This window comes from Campylobacter sp. CFSAN093249, from assembly GCF_011067895.1.
GTDB classification, from domain to species: Bacteria; Campylobacterota; Campylobacteria; order Campylobacterales; family Campylobacteraceae; genus Campylobacter_D; species Campylobacter_D jejuni.
Map to the genome: position 1 here is coordinate 24,116 of NZ_JAAMWM010000003.1, position 23,246 is coordinate 47,361.

The 23,246-nt window shown below is 30.0% G+C and carries 16 protein-coding genes; 10 read left to right on the forward strand and 6 right to left on the reverse strand.

Going from position 1 to position 23,246, the window contains the following annotated elements; translation table 11 throughout:
* Positions 1 to 6: 6 nt before the first annotated feature.
* The 4 genes from fumC to FBF10_RS02045 are packed head-to-tail and all read right to left on the reverse strand — an operon-like array spanning position 7 to position 8,731.
* Positions 7 to 1,398: a class II fumarate hydratase gene (gene fumC / locus FBF10_RS02030; protein WP_002859652.1), complete on the reverse strand. Its 1,392-nt coding sequence runs from the start codon at positions 1,396 to 1,398 to the stop codon at positions 7 to 9.
* Positions 1,399 to 1,453: 55 nt separating this feature from the next.
* Positions 1,454 to 4,579, reverse strand: coding sequence for a S8 family serine peptidase (locus FBF10_RS02035; RefSeq protein WP_002898702.1), 3,126 nt, complete (start codon positions 4,577 to 4,579; stop codon positions 1,454 to 1,456).
* A gap of 2 nt (positions 4,580 to 4,581) precedes the next feature.
* On the reverse strand, positions 4,582 to 6,378 hold the full coding sequence (gene glmS, locus FBF10_RS02040) for a glutamine--fructose-6-phosphate transaminase (isomerizing) (RefSeq protein WP_002887924.1): 1,797 nt from the start codon (positions 6,376 to 6,378) through the stop codon (positions 4,582 to 4,584).
* A 4-nt stretch (positions 6,379 to 6,382) separates the two neighbouring features.
* A complete protein-coding gene (locus tag FBF10_RS02045; protein WP_002868467.1) occupies positions 6,383 to 8,731 on the reverse strand; it encodes a nucleotidyltransferase in 2,349 nt (782 codons plus the stop codon).
* Between the two features lie 143 nt (positions 8,732 to 8,874).
* On the opposite strand from FBF10_RS02045, the gene mqnE reads away from it, so the two are divergent.
* Genes mqnE through FBF10_RS02075 form a run of 6 tightly spaced genes read left to right on the forward strand, consistent with a single transcriptional unit; the run spans position 8,875 to position 15,512 of the window.
* A complete protein-coding gene (mqnE, locus tag FBF10_RS02050; protein ID WP_002856525.1) occupies positions 8,875 to 9,939 on the forward strand; it encodes an aminofutalosine synthase MqnE in 1,065 nt (354 codons plus the stop codon).
* Positions 9,940 to 9,948: 9 nt separating this feature from the next.
* A complete protein-coding gene (locus tag FBF10_RS02055; protein WP_002856518.1) occupies positions 9,949 to 11,268 on the forward strand; it encodes an NCS2 family permease in 1,320 nt (439 codons plus the stop codon).
* Between the two features lie 13 nt (positions 11,269 to 11,281).
* Positions 11,282 to 11,725 carry a phosphoribosyltransferase family protein gene (locus FBF10_RS02060; RefSeq protein WP_002852389.1) on the forward strand — a complete coding sequence of 148 codons (444 nt, stop codon included), beginning with the start codon at positions 11,282 to 11,284 and terminating at the stop codon, positions 11,723 to 11,725.
* A 44-nt stretch (positions 11,726 to 11,769) separates the two neighbouring features.
* Positions 11,770 to 12,468, forward strand: a complete 699-nt coding sequence (locus tag FBF10_RS02065; protein WP_002887927.1) for a VacJ family lipoprotein — start codon at positions 11,770 to 11,772, stop codon at positions 12,466 to 12,468.
* Between the two features lie 9 nt (positions 12,469 to 12,477).
* The gene (locus FBF10_RS02070; RefSeq protein ID WP_002856450.1) at positions 12,478 to 13,047 is read left to right on the forward strand and encodes a phospholipid-binding protein MlaC; all 570 of its coding nucleotides are present in this window, start codon (positions 12,478 to 12,480) and stop codon (positions 13,045 to 13,047) included.
* Positions 13,047 to 15,512, forward strand: coding sequence for an RND family transporter (locus FBF10_RS02075; protein ID WP_002887929.1), 2,466 nt, complete (start codon positions 13,047 to 13,049; stop codon positions 15,510 to 15,512). The genes FBF10_RS02070 and FBF10_RS02075 overlap by 1 nt, the downstream gene beginning before the upstream one ends.
* A gap of 30 nt (positions 15,513 to 15,542) precedes the next feature.
* Here FBF10_RS02075 and rdgB read toward each other — a convergent pair whose 3' ends face one another.
* Positions 15,543 to 16,145, reverse strand: coding sequence for an RdgB/HAM1 family non-canonical purine NTP pyrophosphatase (gene rdgB, locus FBF10_RS02080; protein ID WP_002887930.1), 603 nt, complete (start codon positions 16,143 to 16,145; stop codon positions 15,543 to 15,545).
* Positions 16,146 to 16,311: 166 nt separating this feature from the next.
* Here rdgB and FBF10_RS02085 point away from each other — a divergent pair, with 166 nt between their 5' ends.
* On the forward strand, positions 16,312 to 17,613 hold the full coding sequence (locus FBF10_RS02085) for an MFS transporter (protein WP_002887931.1): 1,302 nt from the start codon (positions 16,312 to 16,314) through the stop codon (positions 17,611 to 17,613).
* Here FBF10_RS02085 and FBF10_RS02090 read toward each other — a convergent pair.
* Positions 17,610 to 19,283 (reverse strand): 4Fe-4S dicluster domain-containing protein, encoded by a 1,674-nt coding sequence (locus tag FBF10_RS02090; RefSeq protein WP_002887933.1) that lies wholly within the window; start codon positions 19,281 to 19,283, stop codon positions 17,610 to 17,612. The two genes, FBF10_RS02085 and FBF10_RS02090, sit on opposite strands and share 4 nt — an antisense overlap.
* Positions 19,284 to 19,360: 77 nt before the next feature.
* On the opposite strand from FBF10_RS02090, the gene selA reads away from it, so the two are divergent.
* Genes selA through FBF10_RS02105 form a run of 3 tightly spaced genes read left to right on the forward strand, consistent with a single transcriptional unit; the run spans position 19,361 to position 23,244 of the window.
* Positions 19,361 to 20,683, forward strand: a complete 1,323-nt coding sequence (gene selA / locus FBF10_RS02095) for an L-seryl-tRNA(Sec) selenium transferase (RefSeq protein WP_020247104.1) — start codon at positions 19,361 to 19,363, stop codon at positions 20,681 to 20,683.
* Positions 20,680 to 22,485 (forward strand): selenocysteine-specific translation elongation factor, encoded by a 1,806-nt coding sequence (gene selB / locus FBF10_RS02100; RefSeq protein ID WP_002887934.1) that lies wholly within the window; start codon positions 20,680 to 20,682, stop codon positions 22,483 to 22,485. The genes selA and selB overlap by 4 nt, the downstream gene beginning before the upstream one ends.
* A gap of 48 nt (positions 22,486 to 22,533) precedes the next feature.
* Positions 22,534 to 23,244 carry a DsbA family protein gene (locus tag FBF10_RS02105; protein WP_002855861.1) on the forward strand — a complete coding sequence of 237 codons (711 nt, stop codon included), beginning with the start codon at positions 22,534 to 22,536 and terminating at the stop codon, positions 23,242 to 23,244.
* Positions 23,245 to 23,246 lie beyond the last annotated feature (2 nt).

Consider the following 23,246-nt stretch of genomic DNA (forward strand, 5'->3'; position numbering starts at 1 on the left):
TATGTTCTAGGCTTTTGGGCCTATCATTTTAGTAGGATCAACAAATTTATTGAAATCTTCTTCGCTAACCAAACCAAGCTCCATTGCGCTTTCTTTTAAAGAAATACCTTTTTTATGGGCATTTTTGGCTACTTTAGCAGCGTTTTCATAACCTATGTATGGGTTTAGAGCGGTAACTAGCATTAAAGAATTATGAAGATTATGATCGATTTTTGCACGATTTGGTTCTATGCCTACAGCACAATGGATATTGAATGAATGCATAGAATCAGCCAACAAATCAAGACTTTGCAAGAAATTATAAATAATCACAGGCTTAAACACATTAAGTTCAAAATTTCCTTGACTTGCTGCAAATCCGATAGCTGCATCATTTCCCATCACTTGTACAGCAACCATAGTAACAGCTTCACACTGGGTAGGATTTACCTTACCTGGCATAATCGAACTTCCTGGCTCATTTTCAGGGATGATAAGCTCACCAAGACCGCATCTTGGGCCTGAAGCTAACCATCTTATATCATTTGCAATTTTCATTAAATTTGCAGCCAAACCCTTCATAGCTCCATGAGTAAAATTGATCGCATCATGACTTGTTAAAGCATGAAATTTATTTGGACTTGAAACAAATTTCGTACCTATAAGTTGAGTTAGCTCTTCACTTACTTTTTGGCTTAATTCTGGATGCGCATTAAGCCCTGTTCCTACTGCGGTTCCTCCTATGGCAAGTTCTCTTAAAGTTGGTAAAGAAGCGATGATTTGCTCTTTTGAATGCAAAAGCATAGAAAGATATCCACTAAATTCTTGTGCTAGAGTAAGTGGAGTAGCATCTTGTAAATGCGTGCGTCCTATCTTGATAATACTATCAAATTCTTTTACTTTTTTTTCAAAAGTTGCAATAAGCTCATCAAGCGCAGGGATAAGCTTTTTCTCTACTTGCTCAACCGCAACGATACTCATAGCTGTTGGAAAAGTATCATTTGAACTTTGACTCATATTAACATGATCATTTGGATGTACAAGCTTTTCTTTGCGAAAATCCCCGCCCATGATTTCAGTGGCACGATTTGCAATAACTTCATTCATATTCATATTGCTTTGTGTGCCTGAACCTGTTTGCCAAATCGCAAGTGGAAAATTATCATCAAATTTACCTGCGATAATCTCATCGCAAGCTTGAACTATAGCATTTTTCTTAGCATCATCAAGTTTGCCAAGTTTGTTATTGACCAAAGCTAAAGATTTTTTAAGATTTGCAAAAGCATAGATTAAAACCTTTGGCATTTTCTCGCAACCGATTTTGAAATTTTCAAAACTTCTTTCAGTTTGAGCTCCCCAATATTTGTCATTTGGGACCTTAACTTCACCCATGGTATCATGTTCAACTCTGTATTCCATAATTTTTTCCTTTGATTAAAATTTTATTTATTATAAGCTAAAAAAATAAATACTTTCAAAAACGTTTTCCTACTGAACTCATTAAATGCAATTCATAGGCATTATGAGAAAATCTATTCATTAACATAAACTGCCAAAATACATTGTTTTTATATAAAAATTCTGAATTAAAACCTTGACTTAAAATATTATCTTTTAATTTATATTTTTGAATAAAAGTAATAGGAAAATCAACAAAACTAGCCTTATTTTCTAAAGTTCTTCCATAAATTCTTTTTTCAAAAATTACAAAAGTAGAAAAAGAAGCTTGATAATCATCTTGCTCTATATTTTTAGCAAGATTAAAACCTAAATTTGCATTTATGCTATGATGTTTTAAACTTTCATAATTTTTAGCAAAAGGACTTTTATTTTCTTTAAAATCTTCTTGATAAAAAAAACTATGTGTAAAATACATTAAAGGATTAAAAATAAAATCTTGACCTAAAATAATATCTTTAGTTACACCAAGCTGGGCTGAAGTTTGCAATGTTTTATATTTGCCTTCAATTGGCTGCTCTACTACAAAACGATTAAGAGTATTAAATCCTACACCTATACCTAATCCACTTAATATTTTTATAAAATCTAAATCATGGTTATAATTAAGCAATAAATCCATGTTATAACTCTTCAAATCACTACCATTATTAAAATTAAATTTAGCGCTAGAAAGAGATAAAGCATAAGCTAAAAAGCCTGATGAGAAATTTTCTCCTAAAGAGATATTAGCACCTGTTTTTTGACCTGAAAAATCTTTATCTTTATAGTATTTATAACTTGGAGTAAGATGCCAAAAATATTCTTCATTGCTAAAAATTCTAGGTAAATAAGTACTAGCAAGTAAGATATTATTGTTTTGTGCAAAATTATTAATATTAAGAGGATGAAGGGTAAATAACATATTATTTTGCATTAAATTAGATTGATTATGATTACTAAAAGTGCTTAAATACCCTGAACCTTCTATTCTATTTAATTTAGTCTTTACATCTATTCCATTATCTAAAGAAGCAAAAAATTCCTGATAAGTCTGACTCAAGTCTGCCCTAGATCGCAATTGTCTTAAAGCATTTCCCAAGCTTGTATTAGGAATTTCATAAGCATTTGGCTTTAAATTAGGTTTTATTAAGGTTTTATTAATACTCACTAAATCATCACTTAAAACAAAATCAAAATTTAAAGCATAGGTATTTTGTATCAAAACATGATTAAAAGATGATAAACTTTTTTCCAAATCTCCTAAATTAATTTTCACTGGCTTATTTAAGATATAGTATTTAGGTAAAGGAATATATTCTAAATTCCCGCTCTTAATATCATAAGTTTTTGCAATCAGTTTAGAATTTTTATAATTACCAAAATCAAGTTGCAATTTAGAATCAACTCCTTCTTGAGTATAAGTTCCTTGCACGGTTAAATCATTCAAATCTTCATTTCCAGGTCTAACTATGCCTTTATTGTTTAAATTTTGCCCTACAATACCATTACCGCTTAATATTGCTTTTTGTTCTACATAAGCATTATTTTTAACTTTTCCTTTAAGCTTTAATTCTCCTTGTTTGATTAAAGTTGCACCCTCGTAAGTATTTTGACCACTGATAATCAAAATACCTTCACCTTCTTTAGATAATCCTATGTTAAGATTAGCTAAATGTGTAGGTTTATTAATAGCACTTGATAAATGAGTACTTTCATCCCATTTTCTTTGACTAATATCATTAGAAAATTCAGCATCATAACCTGCAGTGTTTATAGTATAATAAGCTGTATTAGGTTCTTGCTCATATTTTAATACATCCTGATCACTGAGTCTGTTTGCATCTAAAATACTCAGTCCTTTTAACGCCTTTTGTGCATCTAAAATTCCTTGTCCAAATAATTCTTCTTTCTCAACTCTAACTACTCCATTAATAGAACTAATAGTAGAAGTATTAAGTTTTTGTGACTGCGCACTATCTCTATTATCCCAAATATAATCACTATAATCAATCCATTGTCCATTAACTTGAACTTGTATTCCATTGTAAAGCTGTTTTAAATCCCGTTTTATTTCATCTTCTATCCTAGGTGGATCTTGCGAAATATACACAATAAGAAATTTAGGTTGATTTGTTCCATCGGTTACTTGTTTAACAGTAAATTTTGGAGCCTTATAATTTTTATTTGCTGTACTTAACAGTATATCAGCAATTTGCTTACCATCCAAAAAGGGGAAATTTTGCTTGACCAGTGCCGCTGTTCCACTTACCATAGGTGCTGCCATAGAAGTTCCACTTTTTTTTGTAAACTTATCATTAGTGCTTGAATCAACATTATTAATATTTACTCCAGCAGCAACTAAAGAAAAATTCGTAGCTCCCTTAAAACCATTACTAAAATCAGCCAAACCTTGACTTTTAATTATTAAAGTCCCATCTGATTCTAAAGTAATCTCATTTGCATCCAAAGCTCCAACAGCCAACCAAGCTCTTAAAGATTCATCATAACTTGGTAAAATCGCATGCAAAGCAGGGCTAAGAATTCCTTCATTACCAGCAGCAAATACATTTAATACCCCCTTGTCCTTGCTAAGCCTCATCATATCATTAGCAACCTTATCTGCTTTCATAACATATTCCAAAGGAGTATTACAGATATTATAGCTTGTCCCTTGATTAGTTTGAGTACAATCTACTAATCCAGAATTTGAAGCCTTAAGATTAAAATAAGGATAAAAATTAATACCCCAGCTATTATTAATAATACTCACATCTTTGAAAAAATTATAAATATCAGGAATTTGAGTGTAAGAGCCATTTGGAAACACCCCAGCTCCATAAAATTTTGCCCCATAAGCCACTCCATAAGGTTTGCTATCGCCTATCTTTGCTCCAACAGCTATACCTGCTACATGACTTCCGTGTGTTGATTTTTTCAAATCAGGTATAAGCTGTTTCCCAGCTGTATCAGTAGGATAAGTAGACTTTAAAATCTTATCCTTTAAACTAATATGATCTTGATTAAAAGCATCATCGGCTACACCTATTATAATAGTATCTCCACTATACCCTAGCTTATGTACTTTATCAATATGATGAAGTTCAAATTCGCTTAAAGCAAAAAGTTTACAAACTAAAGTTAAACAAAAAAATTTTTTCATTTCTATTCTACCGTTACGCTTTTAGCCAAATTTCTTGGCATATCCACATCATTGCCAAGTCTTATGGAAATTTCCATCGCCAAAAGTTGAGTAATGACCATCATTTGAAAAAATTCACACATATAATGATCTTGCTCATTGGTTTTTATAATATCATCACTTAAATCAAATTCTAAAGGTGAAATGCTAAGCACTGTAGAATCCCTAGCAATAAGCTCTTCAACATTTGATTTTGTTTTTTCATAAAGCATGTGCTTTGGCATTAAAGCTATAGTATAAAGCTTAGAATCAGCCAAAGCAATAGGGCCATGTTTCATCTCTCCTGCAGGATAACCCTCAGCGTGAAGATAAGATAATTCTTTAAGTTTCAAAGCTCCTTCTAAAGCCAAAGGATAAAACACATCTCTGCCTATAAAGAAAAAGCCATGTCCATCTAAATAACGCTTGGATAAACGATGAATTTTTTCATGTAAAGCCTGTTTTACACTCACGCAATTTGGAGTATGCAAAAGTGCTTTAATTTCAGCAGAAACATTTAAATTTCTTTTTTGTGCCATAAAAATAGCAAGCATCCAAAGTGTTAAAACCTGAGTAGCAAAAGCTTTAGTTGAAGCAACTCCTTTTTCTATGCCCGCACGAGTTAAAAGACTTAGATGTGCTAAACGCACTATATTAGAATTATCCACATTGCAAATTGCAAAAGTCTTAGCACCCTGCTCTTTTGCAATCTTTAAAGCCTCTAAAGTGTCTGCTGTTTCTCCACTTTGAGAAATAACGATAAATAAAGAATCTTTTTTTATAATTGCTTCACGGTATCGAAATTCACTTGCAATTTCTACTTTAGCTTTAACTTTAGCAATTCTTTCAAACAAATAAGCACTTGCCATTGCAGCATGATAGCTTGTTCCACAAGCACAAAGCGTGATTTCATCTACTTGACTTAAATCTTCATTGTTTAGCTCATCAAAAACGACTTCATCGCCTTGAATACGCCCCATTAAAACTTCACTCATCACGCGACTTTGTTCATAAATTTCTTTTTCCATAAAAAAACGAAAGCCGTCTTTTTTTGCATAAGCCTTATCGCCTGAAAGCTTAGAAAAACAAAGTGATTTTAAAATATCATTTTCATAAACGACAAGCTCATCTTTACTCGCGTATCCCAAGCTTAAATCTTCAAGATACATTACCTCATCACAACTTCCTATCAAAGGCGCATCACCTGAAGAAAAATACCATTCTTTATTTGCATTTTTACCTATAATCAAAGGAGCAGCATTTTTTGCAAAATACACATGATTGGGATCTTTTTTTGTTACTAACAAAGTAGCAAAAGCACCGCGAAGTTCTTTGATGGTTTTTTGCCAAGCTTCAAAAACTCCCAAATTTCTTGCATAAAATTCAAAAAGCTGAACAATCACTTCTGTATCGGTTTGACTTAAAAAACTCACGCCTTCTTTTTCAAGTTTATCTTTGATTTCTTTATAATTTTCTATAATACCATTGTGAATCACACAAGAATACTGTCCTAAATGAGGATGTGCGTTGATTTCAGTAGGCTTACCATGAGTTGCCCATCTTGTATGACCTACAGCAAAACCATAACCTTGACTTTCAAAATCTGTGCATTTATTCGCCAAATTTTCAAGCTTTCCTACAGCTTTAAAAAAACTAAGTTCGCCTTCTTGCATCACTGCCATACCCGCACTATCATAGCCACGATATTCCAATTCTTTAAGTCCATTTAGTATAATTTGTTTTTTTTCATTATTTCCTATATAACCTACGATTCCACACATTTTTTTACTCACTTATTAATAAATTAACTAACTTTTGCTCGCTATGTTCTAATTTTTCATTCTTTTGAAAAATAAAAATATTACGCGTCCTTTGTCTTATGGTTTGAATTTTTGCTGCACATAAAACAAGTTCAAGTTCATTAAAAACATTCATCAAATACGCCATTAAACCCTGCTGATCTTTAGTATTAAGACCTAATTTGGCATACATTTTAGAATAGTTTAAGTCTAATTTTAACTCATCTTTTTTAATGATTGGCTTTTTAATTTTTTTCAAATTAAAACCAGAAAGATTTGAATTTAAAAGCTCGCAAAGTTTTAGTTTTTGCTCATCACTGATAATATTATCATATTCAAATCTTAAATAAATTTTATTATCAAAAAGTTCAAAAAAATTCATGAAAATAAGATTTAAATTTGTTAAAGAACTTAAAATAATGGCAATATTAAAATGAAGTGGTGCAACAATTTGCAAACTAAGATTTGTTTCATTATTAAACCAAAATTTAAAATCATTTTCTTTGGCTAATTTAGAAATCATAACAATATCTTCAAAAGTATTTTTTATAATAAAAAGATTTGATTTGATATGTATGATTTTATCTTGCAAAATTTCATCTTGCTCTAAAAAAATCTTACTTCTTTTAAGTGTTAATTCTTTTTTTACTCTTCTTGCGCTTTCTTCAAGTAGATTTTCATCTTCAAAACCTTGTTTTGCATTTTCTAAAAGTTTATCAAGAACTCTAAAATAAAAAGCATTATAATTTAAAGCCTTAGCCTTTAGCCAAGTTAAAGTATATAAAAGCTCTAAATTTTCTAAATTTTCTAGCTTAGAAACCAAGCTACTTACAACAATAGGATTGTATATATCTTCTTTTTCTACAAGATCTTTTAAGGCATTATTGTTTTTAAATATCTTAAGACCCCATTCTAAAATTTCATTCTTTAAATCAAATTTAGAGCAATACGCTCTATATATGCCTGCTAAAGAAATTTCATTTTCACTTTCTATAGCGCTTAAAAGTATCACAAGCTTTAAAATCATTTTTTCATCGGTTTTAAGTTTTTGGAGTATCTCAAGCTCATCTTCGTATTTTTCAAATTCACTTAACATAAGAAAAACTTGCTCATCAAAACTATAATTTCCTTCTTCATCGCTTAAAAAACGAACTGTCCAAAAAGGCTTACATAAATCTTTTAAAATTCCACTATCAAGCAAAAGTTTTAAAACACAAAAACTATGCCTTTTATAAAAAATTTTCTCAAAAAGTATTAAAGCTTTTTCTATATCTTTTTTACCGTATTTCAATCTTCTTAGGGCAAAAACCAAGTTAAGATCGAAAATAACATGTTTATCTTCAAGTTTTAATAAGTATTCTAAAACTTCCACAAGAGTTTTAAATTTATATTCTTGTTTAAGAGTATGATTTAATCCATCTTGAATTTGCTTTGCTAAAAAGTGTGTATAAAAACCTATAGTATGCATACTTTGCAAAGCCTTTTGAACCAACAACTCATTTGCTCCAAAATGTTTTTTAGCTTTTTTATACATTAATTCACTCAAATCATGAACATTAATAAGTAAAAATTCATCCTCATCTTTAGCACTTAATAAATTCATCGCTGATTTTAAAGAAAGTAAAAAATCTCCAGCTAAACGCAACTCGCTTAAATTTTTTTCATCTATAAAATTTAAAGCATAATTTTTTGGAGAAGTCTTAAAAAGAACAAGCAAACTCTCTAAGGATCTTAAATGATTTAATCCGCCAAAATCTTTTAAGATATTAAATTCTTGCTTTATAAATGGAATGTCAAATTCTTTAAAATTTTCTAGCAAAAGCTTGGCAAAATCATTTTTATTTTCTTTTAAAATACTCTCAAATTTTGTCTTAATCCCTTTAAATAAAATCCTAGAACCACATATGAAACGAGTTTGTATTATAGAAGTCTTAAGCTCATTGCTAGCATTATAAAGTCCATTAAATTCTAAGATAACCGAATCAATTTGCAAATGCGCATCATTTAAAATTTCGATAAAAGCCTTAATCATAGGTTTTAAATGAAAAGCCTTAATATCTTTATAAACAAAAATCAAAGAAATACTTTCATTAAAACAAAGACTATTATTTGCATATGCTTTGCTTGCTAAAACACAAAAAGGGATATTATCACTTGGAGGTGAAAAATCATCAAAATAATCTTTAAGAACTATATCATAAGCTTTTTTTATGAAATTATCCATATTTTTAGAATGATATAAGCTAAACGCCCCTTGCTTAAGAAAAAATTTTCTACAACTTTGAGTATAGGAACTAAGATTTTTTTTAAAAATTTCTAATTCTTTATTTAACAAAATTTCTACTCTCTTTAAAATTTTAATATTTTAATAATAATCTTAACAAAAATATCTTTTATTTTGGCTTTTTCTATAAACTCTTTTTCAGTAAGCAAAAATTATAATGCTTTATTTAAAAACAGCAAAAGAGTAAAATTAAAATGAAAAATTTAATCACCAAACTAGAAAATGAAGAAAGATTAAACCAAGAAGAAGCCAATGCACTTTGGGATCTAGATCTTTTTACCTTAGGCAAATACGCTCACAAAAAACGCACTAAACTTCATGGAAAAAAAGTCTATTTTAATATCAATCGCCATATCAACCCAACTAATATCTGTGCAGATACCTGTAAATTTTGCGCCTTTTCAGCGCACCGAAAAAATCCTAATCCTTATTTGATGACTCATGAAGAAATCATGAAAATCGTCGATGAAACTGTAAAACGAGAAACCAAAGAAGTGCATATCGTTTCAGCTCACAACAAAGATACAACTTGGCAATGGTATTTAGAAATTTTTAAAATGATAAAAGAAAAATATCCTAATCTTCATGTAAAAGCTATGACTGCTGCTGAAATTGATTTTTTACATCGTCGTTTTAAAATGAGTTATGAAGAAGTGATAGAAAAAATGCTTGAATACGGCGTTGATTCCATGCCAGGCGGTGGAGCTGAAATTTTTGATGAAGAAGTGCGTAAGAAAATTTGTCATGGAAAAGTTAGCAGTGAAAATTGGCTTAAAATTCATAAACTTTGGCATGAAAAAAGCAAGCAAAGTAATGCTACCATGCTTTTTGGACATATAGAAGAAAGACATCACAGGATCGATCATATGTTAAGACTGCGTGATCTTCAAGATCAAACCGGTGGATTTAATGCTTTTATCCCTCTAGTTTGGCAAAGGGATAATAGCTTTATACAAACTGATAAAATCATGGATAGTGAAGAAATTTTAAAAACCATTGCCATTTCTCGTTTAGTGCTTGATAATATCAAAAATATCAAAGCTTACTGGGCAACAATGACTTTAAATTTAGCCATGGTAGCACAAGAATTTGGAGCTAATGATTTAGACGGCACTATAGAAAAAGAAAGTATACAAAGTGCAGGTGGTGCAAAGTCCGCCAAAGGCACAAGTTTAAAAACTTTTATCGATATGATAAAAACTTCAAATCTTATTCCTGTAGAACGCGATAGTTTATACAATGAGCTAAAAACCTACTAAGGAGAAAAAATGAGCTTTTTTAAACTCAAAGAAAACAATACGAGTTTTAAAACCGAAGTTATAGCAGGACTTACTACTTTTTTAGCTATGGTTTACATTATCCCCGTAAATTCTAGCATAGTAGGAAATACAGGAATGCCTATAGAAGCTTTAATCACCGCAACAGCTTTAATTACCATAGTTGCAAGTGCTTTTAATGCTTTTTTTGCCAATACTCCTGTAGCTATGAGTGTAGGAATGGGTTTAAATGCTTATTTTACCTTTGCGGTTTGTTTAGGTCAAAACATAGCTTGGCAAAGTGCCTTAGGAGCTGTTTTTATTTCAAGTATTATTTTTCTCATACTTTCTTTTACGCATTTTCGCCTTTGGGTAATCCGCAATATCCCAAAAGATTTACGCCTTGCAATTTGTGCGGGCATAGGTTGTTTTATTGCATTTTTAGGCTTAAGTCAAATGGGTGTGATAATGCATAATAAAGATACCTTAGTCAGCATAGGAAATTTCAAAAGCCCTCATGTGCTTTTTGGAATTTTTACTCTAGCTTTAATCATCTTTTTTTGGGCTATAAAACTTCGCGGAGCTTTTATTTTGGGGGTATTAGCAAGCTCTATTATTGCTTGGATTTTCCATTTAGACAATGCAAGTTTTCCTGTGCAAATCTTTTCTTGGCCAAATTTTAGCATGGAAAATGGTTTAGGAGCCATCTTTTTACAACTTGATATCAAAAGCGCCTTAAATATTACTATGATACCTATAATTCTTACTTTTTTTATCACTCAACTTTTTGATAGCATAGGAACTATCACAGGTGTGGGTGAAAGAGGAAAGATTTTTGATGATCCCAAAAATGGAGAAAAAAAACTAAGCAAAACCTTAATGGCAGATGCAACAGGATCAGCCTTAGGAGCTATGACAGGCACTTCTACAGTTACAGCCTTTGTTGAAAGCACTACAGGGGTTGAAAGCGGAGGAAGAACTGGGCTTACAGCTTTAGTTGTAGCTATTTGTTTTGCTTTTACACTTTTTTTACTGCCACTTTTTAAAGCCATTCCTGCAAACGCAATATACCCCGTACTTGTAATGGTTGGAATTTTAATGTTTATGGAAGTTAAAAATATAGATTTTAAAGATAGTGCTATAGCTGTAGCAAGCTTTTTTACTATCATCATGATGCCTTTTACTTACTCCATCACCACAGGTTTTGCTTTTGGTTTTCTTTCTTATTTACTTGTAAGAATTTTTAAACGCGAATGGGATAAAATCAATCTTGGCATTATAGTTTTAAGTTTATTATCTTTGGGTAATTTTTTACTTATGGCACTACAATAAATAAGGATATATAATGATATTTTACTCCTATGAAGAATTTAAAGAAGATGTAAAAATTCTTGCTAAAGAAATTAAAGAAGATTTTAACCCTGATGCACTTTTAGCTATAGCAAGAGGGGGGATGAGTTTAGGACACTCTTTAGCAGTGGCTTTAAAAACGCGTCAACTTTTTGCTTTAAACTCAATTCATTACGATAATACGAAAAAACTTGATACTATTGAAATTTTTAACATTCCTGATTTAAGCAAGCACAAAAAAATTCTACTCATTGATGATATAGTAGATAGTGGAGAAAGTTTAGCAGAAATAAAAAAAGTTTTGCTTGAAAAATTTCCTCATATAGAACTTAAAATTACAACCATTTTTTACAAAAAAACCGCTCTTTTAGAGCCTGATTTTAAAGTAAAAGAAGCTACTGAATGGGTGGATTTTTACTGGGATATAAACCTTGATTAAAAATTTGCTATAATTTTACTTTTAAAATTTTTAGGAGTTTTTGCTTGAGAATAAAATTTATATCTTTTATTTTAATTTTTTTTGCTATTTTTGCTTTTGCTAAAGAACAAAATTTAGATGATTTCGAACAAGAATACCAAAACTATCAAGCAAACGATCCACTTTCAGGATACAACAAAGCTATGACAAGTTTTAATGTGGCTTTGTATGATTATGGTTTGCGTCCCGTTCTTAAGGGCTATAACACTATCACTCCTGAATTTATAAGATTAGGGGTAAGAAATTTCTTTGATAATTTACTTGCTCCTTTGCGTTTTGTAGGCAATATTTTGCAGTTTAAATTTGAAGAAGCGGGAGAAGAATTTAAAAGATTTACCGCCAATACCATTATGGGCTTTGGTGGACTTATGGATGTGGCATCAAAAATGGGTCTTAAAAAACATCCCGCGGACTTAGGAACCGTTTTGGCTCACTGGGGTGTAGGAAGCGGTTTTCATATTGTCTTACCTATACTCGGCCCTAGTAATCTTAGAGATACTCTTGCTTTACCTGCAACTTGGTATGCAAGTTTTACTGCTTACATTGATCCTACTTGGGCAAGTATAGCTATAAGTGCTTATGGATTTGGTAATGAACTTAGTTTTAGACTTGATGAAATTGATGAAATTTATCACAACACGCCTAATTTATATCCATTCTTGCGTGATGCTTACGAGCAAAGACGCAATGAACTTAGCAAATAAAGGAAAATAATGAAAAAAATATTTTTAATCTTGGCTTTATTTTTTAATGCTTTTGCCTTGCAGCTAGATGAAATTTCTAGTACTATGCAAAAAAACATTGATGCAAGCTTAAAACTTTTACAAGATAGCAAAGAAGACAAAAAACAAGCTGCTGATGGAATTTTTAAACTTTTTGATAGCATAATAGATTATAAACTCATGGCAAAACTCAGTCTTTCGAAAAATTATTCTAAATTAAATCCAAAAGAACAAGAAAAATTTACCACAGCCTTTGAAGCAAGTCTTAAAAAAAGTTTTACCGATAAACTCAGTCTTTATAAAGATCAGGTTTTAAAGGTCAAAAATGGTGAGTTAAAAAATGAAAAACGCTATTTTTTAACCACTTCTATGGTAGTAGATGGGGAAGAAAAAAATATCATTTTCAAATTTTACAATGATAATAACAACTGGCTTGTTTATGATGTAGATGTTTTAGGTGTGAGTATAGTACAAACTTATAGATCACAATTTGGAGATATTTTAGCCAACCAAGGCTTTGATGCCCTACTTCAAAAACTTGAGAGTATTGTCATAGAATAATGTTTGCAAAGCTTTTAAAGTTTTTTATTTCTCGTCCAAAAAGTACTTTTTTTGGAACCTTGTTTATATGCCTGTTTTTAAGCTTTTTTGCTTTTAAGCTTAGCGTAGATGCAAGTGCTGAAAGTTTACTTTTAGAAGATGATGCAGATTTAAAAACTTTTAGAGAAATTTCAAAACATTATAAAAGTGATAATTTTTTACTTTTAGCCTTCAAACCCTATGATGAAAAACCTTTTTCAAATGAAAATTTAGCCAAATTAAAAAAACTTCATGAAGAATTAGAAAAGGCCCCTTTAGTAGAGCGCGTTTTTAGCATCATCAATGCCCCTTTGCTTCAAAGTTCACAAAATACGGATTTAAAAGAACTGTTAAAAAATATCCCAAACATAGAAAGCCAAGATATAAACCGCACAAAAGCCCGAAACGAAATTTTAAATAGTCCCTTTTATAAAAATAATATCATCTCAAAAGATGGAAAAGTAACAGGGCTTATTATTTACTTAAAGCCTGATACAGTTTATAATGATCTTGTAGAAAAACGCGATCTTGCTACCGATGAAAAAGATCAAATTCGTCTTGCCATAAAAGAACATCAAGACAAGCAAAAAGTTATCACGAAACAAAGTCTAGATACTATTAAAAGCATAGTTCGAAATTATGAAAAAAATAAAGATACGCTCTACCTTGGTGGCGTAAGCATGATCGCTGATGATATGATAGCTTATATAAAATCTGATCTTGTGCTTTATGGTGTTTCTCTTGTATTTTTACTAGGACTTGCACTTTATTATTTTTTCCGTTCATGGCGCTTTGTTTTTTTACCTCTTTTTATTTGTTTTATAAGCTTAAGTGCAGCTAGTGGAGTTTTTGCACTTTTAAATTTTCAAATCACGGTTATTTCATCAAATTACATTGCTTTGGTTTTAATTATCACCTTAAGTGTAGTTGTTCATTTGATCACGCATTTTATCGAAAATACCCAAAATCATCCCAAAGCTAAAGTTGAGCGCATAGTGCTTGAAACCTTACTAGCCAAAGCAAATCCTAGCCTTTATGCCATTGTTACAACGATGATAGGATTTTTTTCTTTAATGCTTTCAAATATCGAACCTATCATAAAACTTGGTATTATGATGAGTATAGGTATAGGTTTAGCTCTTATCTTTAGTTATTTATTTTTAGCAAGTATCTTGGTTCTTTTAAAACCAAAAAATTATCATAAAAAAGAGTTTAAATTTAATCTTTTAGCCTTTTGCGCTAAAACCGCTCTTGATCCTAAAAAACGTCACATGATTTATGGAATTTCAGTTCTTGCTATAATCTTAGCTTTAATAGGTATTTCAAAACTCAGAGTTGAAAATTCTTTTGTCAATTATTTCAAAGATGGCAGTGAAATCAAAAAAGGACTTTTGGTTATTGATAAAAATCTAGGTGGAACCTTGCCTTTAGAAGTCATCATTCGTTTTCCAAATAATAAAAACGATCAAAATACAAGCAATACTCTTGATAGTTTTGAAAGCGAATTTGAAAATTTAGCCACACAAGAAACTTATTGGTTTGACTCTAAAAAAACACGCATTGCAAAAAAAGTTCATGAATTTTTAGAAAATAAAGAATTTGTAGGCTCGATTTTAAGTCTTAATAGTCTTTTAACCCTAGGGAAAAATATCAACGATGGAAAAGAGTTAGATGATTTTGCTCTTGCGTTTTTAAATGAGAATTTACCTGCTAAATTTAAACAAGACTTGCTTTCACCTTTTGTAAGTATAGAGAATAACGAGTTAAGATTTAGTATGCGTATTGTTGATTCTGATCCGAATTTAAGACGTAATGAATTTTTAATAGATCTTAAAAAACAGCTCAACGAGCTTGTAAAAAATGATGGAGTAGAAGTTCAAATCACAGGTATAATGGTACTTTATAATAATATGCTCCAAAGTCTTTTTTCATCGCAATTTGATACTCTTATATTTGTAATTTTAGCTATTTTTATACTTTTTATCATTGTTTTTAGAGATTTAAAATTTTCAGTTGCGGCTATATTGGTAAATGTTATTCCTTTAAGTGTGGTTTTTGCTCTTATGGGGCTTTTAGGTATTCCTTTGGATATGATGAGTATTACTATAGCTGCTATTGCTATAGGTATAGGCGTTGATGATGCTATACATTATATTTATCGTTTTAGGGAAGAAATTAAAAACAAAAGCCTAGAAGAAGCCATTATGATTTCTCACCTTAGTATAGGTTCGGCACTTTATTATACTACCATTAGCATAGTTTTAGGTTTTAGTGTTATGATGAGTAGCAATTTTATTCCAACAATTTATTTTGGAATTTTAACCGTTTTTGTAATGATTTTGCTTTTAAGTGGAAGTTTGTTCTTATTACCAAGCTTTTTAATCACTATTTATTCTAAGAAAACCAAGTTTCCAAACCAACATAAAGAGCATATATTAAAACAATAATAGCTATATATTTTAAAAAATTTTTCATTTTTATCCTTTATTTAAAATCTTTAAAATGATTTTTGCAAGCTCTAAAGCTTTAAAGCGATGAGAGATATTATTCTTCTCATCCACACTAAGCTGGGCTAAGGTTTTATCAAAACCCTTTGGAATAAAAAGGCTATCATAGCCAAAACCATTTTCACCTTTTTCTGTATCTATTACTTTTCCATGCATGGTTCCATGCGTACTAAATTCCCCCATCAAACCCACTATAGCAATAGCAGCAACATAATACGCCTTACTTTGTTTAAAACCTTTTTTTACCATTTCATTGACAAGTTTATCACGGTTACTTTTATCATCGCCCTTACCGCTAAATCGAGCAGAATAAATTCCTGGATTTCCTTCTAAAACATCTACACAAATGCCACTATCATCACTTAAAGCGATAAAATCTTTTTTTTGCTTTTCATCCAAAGCATTAAAAACCGCTCTTGCTTTAATCAAGGCGTTTTCTTTAAAAGTTTTTCCATTTTCTTCAATCTCAAAAGGCATTAAAACTTCATCAAAAGCATAAATTTCAAAATCTTTTAAAATTTCTTTAAGTTCTAAAACTTTATGTTTATTGCTCGTAGCTAGGATAATCTTCATAACAAAAGCTCCAAAATAATATCAAAAACAAAAATATGATTTTATAAAATTTATCCTTGTGCGTAGCTTTTAAATATCAAATGATAAAACGATGTTAATCAATGCTTAATCCATTTCATAGTAAAATTATCCTAATTTAAATTTCAAATTTAATAGGAAATTGATAATGCTAAACAATGTCTTACCCTTATCTTTCATAGTTGGAACAAGATTTTTTGGGCTTTTTATAGTTTTGCCAGTTTTAAGTCTTTATGCTTTAAAACTTGAAGGTGCTAATGAATTTTTAGTGGGACTTTTAGTTGGTGTTTACGCCTTAACCCAAATGATTTTACAAATGCCTTTTGGGATTTTAAGTGATAAAATTGGTCGTAAAAAAACCATGCTCATTGGACTGATTATTTTTATAATAGGCTCTTTAATCTGCTCTTTTGCGGAAAATATTTACACCATGCTTTTAGGAAGAATGCTCCAAGGTGCAGGAGCTATTGGAGCTGTGGCTACAGCAATGATAAGTGATTTTATCACAGAAGAAAATCGTGGTAAAGCCATGGCGGTAATGGGTTCTTTTATAGGACTTAGTTTTGCAGCTTCTATGGTGATCTCTCCTTTAATGAGTGCAAAATGGGGTTTATCTAGCCTTTTTGATCTTAGTGCAGCTTTGTCTCTTTTATGTATAATTTTGCTTTATACTATTGTACCTAAAGAAAACAAAATCACTCATGAAAATGAAAAAACTCCTTTTTTTCATCTTATTAAACAAAAAAATTTAGCCCTTATGAATCTTACTAATTTCATGCAAAAAATGCTTATGAGTATAGCATTTTTAAGCATTCCTATCATTCTAGTAAAACATTTAGGCTTTGCTTCTGATAAACTTTGGATTGTTTATAGCGCTTCTATGGTAGCAGGTTTTATCGCTATGGGCTTTGCTGGAAGTTTAGGCGAAAAAAGAGGTTTAGCTAAACAAATTTTACTCTTAGGAATTGTTTTTTTCATACTTTCTTATCTTTTCTTTGCTTTTAGTAATTCTATAGATTTTTTTATCATAGCAGTTGTGATTTTTTTTATAGGTTTTAATTTACATGAGCCTATTATGCAAAGTTGTGCATCAAAATTTTGTAAAGTTCATGAAAAAGGTGCGGCATTAGGGTTGTTTAATGCTTTTGGATATGGTGGAAGTTTTATAGGTGGTATTATCGGAGGGATATTTTTACATCTAGATGCCTTAAATCTTTTAGCTATTATTTTAGTAATTTTAGCTCTAATTTGGCTTGTAGCATTATTTTTCTTAAAAAATCCAGCTGATTTTAAAAACCTTTATCTACCTTTAGAAACACCTTTAAATTTCAGTACTTTTAGTGAAAATTTAGGGGTTGTAGATATTTATAAAAACTCTAAAAATCTTGTTGTTAAATTTGATAGCAAACTTACAAATAAAGAAGAATTAGAAGGCAAAATTAAGATCTAATTTTGCCCCGCAAAACCCATTGCTTTTATCATCACTTTTGCCTTGCAATCTGCACAGCAATAAAGTGTTTTGATTTTATTTTCATCATTACCAAATTTAGGTTTCATTAAATTGGCTATTTTTTCTACAGCTTTTTTGGTCGCAAATTCTTTACCGCATTCTATACAGGAAAAAAGCCCATCTTTTGCCATGGTTTGATATTCAAAATAAGAAGCTCTAAACTCCATTCCACTACGAAATAATTTTAAAGTATCTTTTTCAGCACAACTTAACTCACAATACCCACAAGTCGTACAAAGAGAAGCATTGAATTTCAAAGCATTTTCTTGTTTATCAGCGATTAAAGCTCCTACATTACAGGCACCCACACAAGAAAGACAAAGCGTACAGGTATTAGGATTGATTTCTACCTTACCATAACGCAACCATTCGCCACTTTCTATACTACCAAAATCTTCATTTTTTATCATTTCTTGCATTCTTTTGGCAAAATTTTCTCTTGTAGTTAAGGTGTTATTATGAAAATCATATTTTAAATCTTGTATGAATTCTTGCTCTTTTAAAACATTTTGCAATTCTTTTTCATCTTTAGCAACAAAAATAGCTTTTTTTTGAAATTTTCTCTCAAAAAAAGTATTTAAAAGCATAATGGCTTCATTGCTACCACGAGATACAAAGTCCGTATAAAAAACCAAATTTGCACCACTATTTTGCAAAAGTGTTAAAAAATGCATAGAAGAAAGCCATTTTTCACCCTCTATCATAAAGGGTAAAACATCTTTTGGTAAAGCAAGGTTTAAATTTTCTAAAGACATTTTTTTAGGAATAATCAAAATTTTTTTATCTTTATAAAACTCACAAAGGGTAAAAAAACTTTCTCTTGGCATAGGAGCATAATCAAGCGATCCGCTAGGACACACACTAATACATCCTCCACAACCCAAACAATCCACTTGAGAAAATTCTAAATGCTTTTTTTCATCATCTTTTAAAATCGCTACAGTAGGACAAATTTCAGCACATTTTGCACAATGTTCACTGCGTCTTTCGTGGTATTGACACACGCTAGCATTATAGCTAATATAAGTTTTATAAGGATATTTTGGACTTTTACTTTGCAAAAACTCAAGCAATACTTCAAGATTTTCAAAATTTAAAAGATTATAACATCCACTTTGTCTTGTAAAATCTTTACGCACAACGCTTAAATCTTCAGCTTTAAAAAGTAAAAAATCAAAATCTATTTCCACTTCTTCGCCTTGATTTTTAACCACAGCACAAAGCTCCCCTACACTTCCAAAAACAGCTAAAATTTCTGCACTGCTTAAAGCAATAACCTTAAATCCATGTTCTTTTAAAAACTCGACAGTTTGAGTATCACTATCTACTAAAATCAAACGATTTTGCACTTCTTTGCTTTGTTCTAAATCAAGCCCTAAATCATAAACGCTAGCTCTTGCTTTATAAAGCGTTAAAACATTTTTACTTTGATCTAAAATTTCATCTTGAGAATTTTTAAGATAAAAATTAATCTCAGGGGCATAAATTTGTGCTTTTTGATTTTTATCATTGCAAATTAATGCTTCTTTATCATTTGCCTGATCTAAAATTTCAATAGCATCAGGCAAAGGGATTAAAACATCATTTTTTATATAAACAAAATCTTGCATTGTCTTCCTTAATCTCTTTAAAACATCATTTTATAAATTCTATGTTAAAATAACCAAATATTTTCTTAAGGCTTAAGATGAACAAATTTAGAACTTTTCCACAGATTAACACTCTTATTGAAGATGAGAGTTTAAAATCCTATCCTTTTTATATCAAAGCATTTTTTTGTAAAAAAGTTGTCGCAAAACTAAAAGAAAATTTTTCCCAAGATGAAATTTCTAAAGATAAACTACTTTTAGAAATCAAAAAAGAAATCAAAACTTTTTACCGCAAAGATTTACAAAGTGTGATTAATGCAAGCGGAGTGGTTATACACACAAACCTTGGCAGAAGTGTAATCCATGAAGAACTTTATGAAGCGTGTAAAGATATCATTTGTAATTATTCTAATGTAGAGTTTGATTTAGAAAATGGAAAAAGAGGCTCTCGCTATGCTTTGGTATTGGAAAAACTTAAAATGCTTTTTGAATGCGAAGATGCTTTAGTAGTCAATAACAACGCTGCAGCAGTTTTTTTAGTGCTTAATTCTCTTTGTTATGATAAGGAAGTCATAAGCTCAAGAGGAGAACTTATAGAAATTGGCGGAAGTTTTCGTGTGCCTGAAGTGATAAAAGCTGCAGGTGTAAAGCTTTGCGAAGTTGGAACTAGCAACAAAACACACTTAAAAGACTATGAACAAGCTATCAGTGAAAATACCGCTCTAATTTTAAAAACCCACAAGTCTAATTTCGCTCTTATGGGTTTTTATAGTGAAGCAAATATAAAAGATCTACATGAACTAGCAAAAGAAAAAGGGCTTTTGAGTTATTATGATCTAGGTTCTGGCTGGTGTGAAAATTTAAATGAAAAGCTGATTAAAAATGAACCTAAAATCAAAAAACTCGTACAAGAATGTGATATTTTAAGTTTTAGTGGAGATAAACTTTTTGGTAGTGTGCAAGCAGGCATTATACTTGGAAAAAAAGAACTCATAGAAAAACTTAAACAAAATCAACTTTTAAGAATGCTAAGAGTGGATAAATTAACCCTATCTTTTTTAAATGAAAGCTTAAAAGCTTATTTACAAAAAGATTATGAAAAAATTATTACCTTAAAACTTTTAAATGATGACTTATCCTTTATAGAAGAAAAAGCTTTAAGAGTGCAAAAAGAATTAAAATTTCAAACCCAACTCAAAAAAAGCAAAAGTTTAGTAGGAGGAGGTTCTATGCCTGATAAAAGTTTAGATACTTATATACTAACTTTTCAAGGAGATGCTTTAAAACTACAAACTCGATTTAGAAAAGAAAATATCATAGGACGCATTGAAAATGATGAATTTGTTCTTGATTTTAGAACTATACGAGAAAATGAACTTCAAAAACTTATTCTTACAATTAATCAAATGGAAAACTTATGAAATCTGTTATTATAGGAACCGCAGGACATATTGATCATGGAAAAACTTCACTCATTAAAGCTTTAAATGGTTTTGAAGGCGATAGTTTAAAAGAAGAACAAGAAAGACAAATCACCATTAATTTAAGTTTTTCAAATCTTAAATTAAAAGATAAAAACATTTCTTTTATCGATGTTCCAGGACATAAAGATTTGGTTAAAACTATGGTAAGTGGAGCTTTTGGCTTTAGTGTTTGTTTATTTGTCGTAGATATTAACGAGGGTTTAAAAGAACAAAGTTTAGAACATTTAGAAATTTTAAAAATTCTTGATATTAAAAATATCATTTTAGTACTTAGCAAATGCGATCTTTGTGAAAATATAGAGCAAAAAAGTGTAGAAATTTTAGAAGAGTTAAAAAATTTAGATTATCCCATTTTAAAAGTATTTCATACCAGTATAAAAAATAATCAAGGCATAGAAGAATTAAAAAATTATCTTTATACCATAGAAAACAAAGAAAATGATGAAGAACTGATTTTTCATTATTATATCGATAGAGTTTTTTCTCTAAAAGGTATAGGAACTGTCGTTACAGGCAGCTTGAATGAAGGAAGTATCACTTTAAATGAAAAAATCATCTGTTTAGACACTCAAAAAGAACTCATTGTTAAAAATATACAAAATCACGATACCAATCTAGAGCAAATCAAAGCTTGCAATCGTGTGGCTTTAAGTTTAAATTGTGATTATAAAGAGTTGAAAAAAGGTTATTTACTAAGTAAAAAAGGTTATTTTAAAGCCTTTAAAGAATGCGATGCTTTAGTTAAAGCAAAAAATTTACAAAATAGCAAAATGATTTTTTGCGTGGGTTCAAGACAAATAGAATGCAAAATAAATATATTAAAAAAACTAGAAAATGATGAATTTTTTGTGCATTTTAGTTTTGATAAAAATGTATTTTTAAGTTTTGATGAGGCTTTTATTTTATTACAAAACAATCGTGTTATAGGCGGTGGTAAGGTTTTAAATCCTTTAAGCGAACCTTTAAAAAAAGAACAAAAAAATAAATTTTTAATGTTTTTGAAAAATAAAGATTTTAAAGCGGCTTTTTCTTTCTTAAAAGACGCACACAAATACGGCTTTGGCTTGCTTTCAAGTTATCAGAGATTTAAACTTTCTCATCAAAAAGCATTGAAATTAGCAAAAGAATTAAATCAAGTATTTGTTGATGAAAAAAATCTTAATGTATATCATTTACAAAGTCTAGAAGAAATTAAAAATTTCATCAAATTCATACTTGAAAAAAATCCTTATGCCATGCTTTCAGCACATTCTTTAGCTTTAAGGATTACTTGGGCAAGTGAAAATTTTTGCGAACTCGGACTTAAAGAAATGTCAAATTTATTGGATTTTCAAAATGGAATTTATTTTAAAAAAGGCATAGATTTTGAAAAACTTCGAGAAAAAAACAATAACCAAATGTATGAAATTTTAAAAAAACAAGGTATTAAACCCGAAGCTCCTTATAATCTTTATGATTTTTTAGAACTTGATAGAAAAAGCGGGGATAATATACTCAAAAAACTTACCCAAAAAGGCTTGGTTGTAAGACTTTCACACAATCTTTTTATAGAAAAACAAGCTCTTGAAAAACTTATGCAAGAATGTTTAAATTTATTAAAAAATCAAAGTCTTGATGTGCAAAGTATGAAAGAATATTTTAATCTTTCAAGAAAATATGCTATTGCTTATTTAGAATACTTAGACAAATTTCCTCAAGTAAGCAAAGAAGCTGAAAAAAGATTTTTAACAAACATTTAGAAAATCATTATAGAATTAAACATAATTTATTTAAAGGATTTATAAACTATGAAAAAATTAAGTTTAATTCTTGCCTGTTCAGCATCTTTGTTTGCTGCAAGTAATTCAGAAATTAGTGATTTTTATTCAAAAAGCATTAAAGCACAATTTCCAAATGCTACCGTTAGTGTATCAAATCGTCAAAAGGTTGGTAATACGGGTTTTGAAAGTGTTATTGTAAGCGTTGAATTAAATGGACAAAAACAAGAAAACATTCTTTTTACAAAAGATAGTCTTATTACCCCTGATCTTATCGACTTGAAAACGGGAATTTCTTATGCTCAAGAATATGAAATGAAAAAATTTCAAGAAGCAAGAGAAAATTTTACAAAAAATGCTAAAGCTGTAGCACAAAAAGAAACCATGGTAATAGCTTTGGGAGATAAAAATAAACCTGCAATTTATGTTTTTTCAGATCCTGAATGCCCTTATTGTAGAGAACATTTAGCTCAAATTGATGATGAACTTAAAAACTATCAAGTTAATTATATTTTAACTCCAGTACATGGAAAATCTGCTTTTGAAAAATCCGCTCTAATCTACAAGGAAGCAAAAAAAGCAAAAAATGATAAAGAAAAAATCGCAATTTTAAACAAATACTATGATGCAAATATCAAAAATTATCCAAAAGTAAGTGATGCAGAATTAAAAGAAGTTTTTTCCTTATATGAAAAATATCGCTCATTAGGTCTTAGCGCTACTCCAACTATTATTAAATAAAC

Excerpts from the sequence above, each read along its gene's own strand:
- glmS (WP_002887924.1), bottom strand. The coding sequence starts at position 6,378 with ATGTGTGGAATCGTAGGTTATATAGGAAATAATGAAAAAAAACAAATT.
- fumC (WP_002859652.1), bottom strand. The coding sequence starts at position 1,398 with ATGGAATACAGAGTTGAACATGATACCATGGGTGAAGTTAAGGTCCCA.
- FBF10_RS02070 (WP_002856450.1), top strand. The coding sequence starts at position 12,478 with ATGAAAAAAATATTTTTAATCTTGGCTTTATTTTTTAATGCTTTTGCC.
- mqnE (WP_002856525.1), top strand. The coding sequence starts at position 8,875 with ATGAAAAATTTAATCACCAAACTAGAAAATGAAGAAAGATTAAACCAA.
- FBF10_RS02060 (WP_002852389.1), top strand. The coding sequence starts at position 11,282 with ATGATATTTTACTCCTATGAAGAATTTAAAGAAGATGTAAAAATTCTT.
- rdgB (WP_002887930.1), bottom strand. The coding sequence starts at position 16,145 with ATGAAGATTATCCTAGCTACGAGCAATAAACATAAAGTTTTAGAACTT.
- selA (WP_020247104.1), top strand. The coding sequence starts at position 19,361 with ATGAACAAATTTAGAACTTTTCCACAGATTAACACTCTTATTGAAGAT.
- FBF10_RS02105 (WP_002855861.1), top strand. The coding sequence starts at position 22,534 with ATGAAAAAATTAAGTTTAATTCTTGCCTGTTCAGCATCTTTGTTTGCT.
- FBF10_RS02090 (WP_002887933.1), bottom strand. The coding sequence starts at position 19,283 with ATGCAAGATTTTGTTTATATAAAAAATGATGTTTTAATCCCTTTGCCT.
- selB (WP_002887934.1), top strand. The coding sequence starts at position 20,680 with ATGAAATCTGTTATTATAGGAACCGCAGGACATATTGATCATGGAAAA.
- FBF10_RS02075 (WP_002887929.1), top strand. The coding sequence starts at position 13,047 with ATGTTTGCAAAGCTTTTAAAGTTTTTTATTTCTCGTCCAAAAAGTACT.
- FBF10_RS02035 (WP_002898702.1), bottom strand. The coding sequence starts at position 4,579 with ATGAAAAAATTTTTTTGTTTAACTTTAGTTTGTAAACTTTTTGCTTTA.
- FBF10_RS02085 (WP_002887931.1), top strand. The coding sequence starts at position 16,312 with ATGCTAAACAATGTCTTACCCTTATCTTTCATAGTTGGAACAAGATTT.
- FBF10_RS02055 (WP_002856518.1), top strand. The coding sequence starts at position 9,949 with ATGAGCTTTTTTAAACTCAAAGAAAACAATACGAGTTTTAAAACCGAA.